This is a genomic window from Streptomyces kebangsaanensis (assembly GCF_001906585.1).
GTDB classification, from domain to species: Bacteria; Actinomycetota; Actinomycetes; order Streptomycetales; family Streptomycetaceae; genus Streptomyces; species Streptomyces kebangsaanensis.
The window spans coordinates 1-4365 of record NZ_JUJA01000122.1 but is presented as its reverse complement, the minus strand read 5'-3'; the positions used below and the strand labels follow the sequence as shown (position 1 = coordinate 4365).

The 4365-nt window shown below is 70.8% G+C and carries 4 protein-coding genes and 2 pseudogenes; 3 read left to right on the top strand and 3 right to left on the bottom strand.

The genetic code is table 11. The features are described 5' to 3' along the window. From RH94_RS43785 to RH94_RS40785, 3 genes are all read right to left on the bottom strand, one after another. On the bottom strand, positions 1-448 hold a 448-nt coding region (locus tag RH94_RS43785), incomplete at its 3' end, for a cation-transporting P-type ATPase (RefSeq protein ID WP_267893376.1). Between the two features lie 213 nt (positions 449-661). Beyond that, complete coding sequence (locus RH94_RS18285) at positions 662-1654, bottom strand: diacylglycerol/lipid kinase family protein (RefSeq protein ID WP_073948639.1); 993 nt, start codon at positions 1652-1654, stop codon at positions 662-664. Beyond that, positions 1651-1797 (bottom strand): hypothetical protein, encoded by a 147-nt coding sequence (locus tag RH94_RS40785; protein WP_158073067.1) that lies wholly within the window; start codon positions 1795-1797, stop codon positions 1651-1653. The genes RH94_RS18285 and RH94_RS40785 overlap by 4 nt, the downstream gene beginning before the upstream one ends. 713 nt (positions 1798-2510) lie before the next feature. On the opposite strand from RH94_RS40785, the gene RH94_RS18280 reads away from it, so the two are divergent. From RH94_RS18280 to RH94_RS18270, 3 genes and pseudogenes are all read left to right on the top strand, one after another. Beyond that, entirely contained in the window at positions 2511-3623 is a 1113-nt protein-coding gene (locus RH94_RS18280) for an AI-2E family transporter (protein ID WP_073948683.1), read from the top strand. A 129-nt stretch (positions 3624-3752) separates the two neighbouring features. Further along, positions 3753-4013, top strand: a pseudogene (locus tag RH94_RS18275) (hypothetical protein); the annotation flags it as partial. A 75-nt stretch (positions 4014-4088) separates the two neighbouring features. Beyond that, a pseudogene (locus tag RH94_RS18270) lies at positions 4089-4365 on the top strand (hypothetical protein); the annotation flags it as partial.

Sequence of the window (4365 nt, the reverse complement as noted above, 5' to 3'; positions counted from 1 at the left end):
CCACATCACCCGGAACCAGGCCGGTGACCTCCACCTCCTGGGGTCGCCCGTCACGCAGTACGACCGCCCGGTGCCGGATCTTCGCGTGCAGCGACTGGGCGGTCTTCTCCGCCCGGAACTCGTTGACGAAGCCCAGGCCGACGGAGAGCGCCACGATCGCCCCGATGATCACTGCGTCGCTGCGCTCACTGGTGAAGTACGACACGACGGCTGCGGCCAGCAGCGGGGACCGCATCTGATGCCACAGGACGAGCCACGCCCGGGCCCGGTGCGAGTGGACGGCGTTGGGGCCCCAGCGCTTCTGCCGCCGTGCTGCCTCGTCCGACGACAGGCCGCCGCCGGTCACCTCGAGATCGCGCAGTACCTCCGCGGTGGGCCGGGCGGCCGCCGAGGCGGCGCGCCCCCGGCCACCGGCCGCGCCCGGACAGTGGTCACCATCAGCGACCACCGCCTGGGCGTCTGCCCTCCCACACAGGGGAATGCGTCGGCACAGAGCCGGACGAACGTCTGGCAGTGCTGAGCGGACGGGGGGACGGGCCCGCACACGGATGACCTGACAGCGGCATCACAGTCTCACCTTCCACCCTTCTTCGCTCACGCCCCAATGGGTCATTCGGGCTCTGTCTGCGGGACCTGCTGCCCACCGTGTTGCGTGCTTCGGTCAGTTGGTGCGACGGCCGTGAACGGCCCGCCCGACAGCTGAGGCCACCCGCCGGACGGCGGCCCAGCCCGGCGGCCGCCCGGCGGGCGCGGCGCCCGGCCGATGGCGGGGAACCCGTACCCGTAGCGTCCGGGGACTGATCCGGCACCGCACGGGAGTCGGCAGGGTGACGGCTTCGCCGTCCAGCCCGACGGGCACGACCGGGACGTCGGCGTGGACGACGACGTCGTCGGGTGTGGCGAGACGGGTCAGGCCGTGCGTCTGCCCGCTGCGCAGCCGGGCGGCCGTCTCGGCGGGCGTCTCCGCCCTGGCGGCGAGGACTCCCAGGAGCCCGGAGTCCAGCCGCGCACGCCTGTCGAGCCCGGCCGGGTCGTCGACCTGGTAGGGGTTGTTGCTCACCAGCACGGCATCCGGCCCCTCCACGGTGAGCAGCCCGGTGCGTACCACCAGGTGCGGACCCTCGTGGCGGGCCAGGAATTCCGGGAGGATCCGCACCGTGGTGCCGATCTTGTCCTCCCGGTAGGCCGGGTCCTGCACCAGGGCGGCATACGCACCGAACGACACGTTGTTGACGAACACCCGCTCGCCCGCGAACCCGAGATCCACGCGCAGCTCGACGCCGTCCGTGAGGGCCTCCAGCGCGGCCGAGGGGTCCGCACGGTCCAGGCCGAGGTCCATCGCGAAGTGGTTGCGGGTGCCGGCCGGAACGACCACGAAAGGAAGACCGCTCTCCGCGGCCACCCCGGCGACGAGTGCCTGCGTGCCGTCTCCGCCGGCCACCCCCAGCAGGTCCGCACCGTCATCCACCGCGCGCCGGGCGACGGTCGCGAGGTCCTGGGACCGGGAAGGATCGAGCAGAAGAACCTGAGCCCCCAACGCACGGGCTCTTTCCGCGATCCGGAACCTGCTCGCCTTCCCTCCCCCCGAGCGCGGGTTCACGATCAGATACGGCCGCCGCGCAGCAGCCACCGGTCGGGGTGCGTTCTCGATCATGGCAAAAGCCGGCAGGCCTCGTTCATCAGCCCGGCGCACATCACTGGCGGCAGCAGGACTGCCGCGATCACGTCCGCAGCTGACGGCGCCGTCCCCCACCGGGCCGACAGTCCGGCGATCGCACTGGCGGCCACCGCCTCCATGGCATCTCCTCCAACGGCTACGGCCTACGGCACCAGCTTGCAGCTCAGCCTGAGTACCCGCACCTGGGACGACGTGGTCGACCCGCCACCGCCGTCAAGGTCCACCACGCCCTGGACCGGTCCCCGCAACACCTCCACCACCGCCGGGCCGACGCCGTATCCCCAACCTGCGTGCGCCGGGGGTTGGACGGCGCACGGACCAGGATGTGATGAGCCACGGAAGCGCGCTCACGCAGAAGGCCCGCTACCACTCCCACTGCACGGCATCAGCCACCAGGCCAGTGTCGAGGGTGATGAACGGAAAACCCTTGAAGTGCTCCGCGGCCTGCCCGGTCGGGGCGTTCGGGTGCCGACCAATGATCTGGATGATCTCCTTACCGTGGTGCCCTCTTCAGCCGCGGCGTACAGACGAGAGCCGGCCGGGGCCTCCTCCGGCGCCGGCCGACCGAGGCGGTCAATGCCCAGGACATGACCGGCGGGCCCAGCGATTGGGGGCCGGCGCCGCCGTAGCCCGACACGGCCACCTCGGGGGCGATCCGTGGGGGACGGCCGAGGCATCCGCTGGTTGTGTCCGCCTCCTCCCATGGCGGCCGGCGGCGACTTGCCACAGCCCGTGTCAGAGGCCGGCAAGTGCGACAGCGCAGGGAAATCACGGCTCACCGGGCGAGAGGTCTCCTCGTTTCCCGTGGCTGGGGGCTGGGCACTCAGTGCCCATGGCGGCGCGTCCGGTTCCGGTGCGAACCATCCTCGCCACCATCGGTCTGGTGCTCGCCACCTACGTCGTCATTGAGCTGGTGGTGCAGGCTCGCCGGGTCTTGATCTGGGCGGTCATCGCGTTGTTCCTGGCCGTCTCCCTTCATCCGGCGGTCGAGGCGCTGCAACGACGGGTGCCGCGGTGCCGACGGTCGGTGGCCACCTTGCTGGTCTTCTTGGCTGCGGCCGCGGCCGTCGGCGCGGTGGTCACCCTGTTCGTCATCCCCCTGGCTCAGGAGGGAAGCCGGTTCGCCGACCGTCTGCCCGCGATGATCAAGGACGTCCGGGCCGGCCGCGGGCCAGTCGGCAACCTGCTGGAGCGGACGCACGCTCTGCAGTACGTCCAGCAGCATCAGGCGCAGATCCGCGCGTTCGCCACCGGACTGAGCACGCCCGCCTTGAAGTTCATCCGCAGCGCCACGACCGCCGTGACAGGCGCTCTCACCATTTTCGTCCTGGCCTATCTGATGGTGCTGGAGGGCCCCAAGGCCATAGCTCGGTCCCTGGCCCTCGTGGACGAGGCGCCCGCGGCCCGCATACGCCGCGTCGGAGCCGCGTGCGCCCGTACCGTCAACGGCTACCTGACCGGAAACTTGCTGATCAGCGTCATCTGCGGGCTCCTGACCTACGTCGTGCTGCTGGCTTCCGGAGTGCCGTTCGCCGGCCTGCTGGCCCTCTTCGTCGCCCTGACCGACCTCATTCCCCTGGTGGGGGCCACCATAGGGGCTGTCGTCGCCTCCACAGCAGCGTTCGTCCACTCCTTGCCGGCCGGCATCGGAGCCATCGTCTTCTTCATCGTCTATCAGCAGGCCGAGAACCACCTCCTGCAACCGGTCGTCCTGTCCCGGACGGTGAAACTCAACCCCCTCACCGTGCTGCTGGCCATCCTGATAGCCGCCGAAGTCGCCGGGATCCTCGGTGCCCTGTTGGCGATCCCCGTCACCGGCATCATCCAAGTCGTTCTCGGTGACCTCTGGGCTCACCGCGGCGGTCGGCCGCTGGGGCTGCCGATGCGGGCAGACAACAGCCCCGAGAACGCCGACCCGTCCGACCGGTCCGACCGCCCCGAATGACCGCCACACGGAATCCGGCCGCCACAAAGCGCAGCGAGGAGTTCGCCCAGGTCGAAGATTCCGCCTTTCGCCGTCGGGCTCTGGGCTGCTTCCTCGGCCCGGTAAGGCTCCTCGTGATCGACGCGGGCCAGCCACGATCAGGTCGAAGGCCGGATGATGCCCTGGCCCTGGCCCATCGTCCTGGACGACGAGGTCGTCGCCTGCGCCGAGTGCGGGACGTACCGCGACTGGCTCATCATCTCCACCCGCGGCCAGGTGTGGCTGCGCTGCCGTGCCGGGCACCAGCAACTCGAAACGCGTCTCGGCACCGCCTGGTTCAACCGGCACTCCGGCCCCTCGGACGCGACGCACGCGACGTTCGAGGACTGCCTGCGGCACCTCGGCCACTGACCGCCTCCCCTACGACCCCACCGGGCCCGTCGGCCCGCACTGCCCAACTGTCACCCAGCACCAAGGGGTCCTGCCATGCGCGTCCGTATCGCCACCACCATCCTCGGCCTCACCGCCGTCACCGTCTTCGCCCTGCCGGCCTGCTCCACCCACTCCAATGAGCCCCGGCCCGTCTCCTCCGCCGACGCCGGCATTCCGGCGAACAACGGACAGCAGACGACGCCGCTGTCGTCGGCCGCGCTGGAGCTCTTGCTTCTCGACGAGAGCGACCTGGGCGCCGGCTGCACGCGCAAGCCCGAGGGCACCACGCAGCACGACGATGTGACGGTGCTCGGCTGCCCCGCCCTCAACC

Bases quoted from the DNA above. Each gene is read 5' to 3' on its own strand.
- RH94_RS40785 (WP_158073067.1), bottom strand. From the start codon at position 1,797: ATGGAGGCGGTGGCCGCCAGTGCGATCGCCGGACTGTCGGCCCGGTGG.
- RH94_RS18280 (WP_073948683.1), top strand. From the start codon at position 2,511: ATGGCGGCGCGTCCGGTTCCGGTGCGAACCATCCTCGCCACCATCGGT.
- RH94_RS18285 (WP_073948639.1), bottom strand. From the start codon at position 1,654: ATGATCGAGAACGCACCCCGACCGGTGGCTGCTGCGCGGCGGCCGTAT.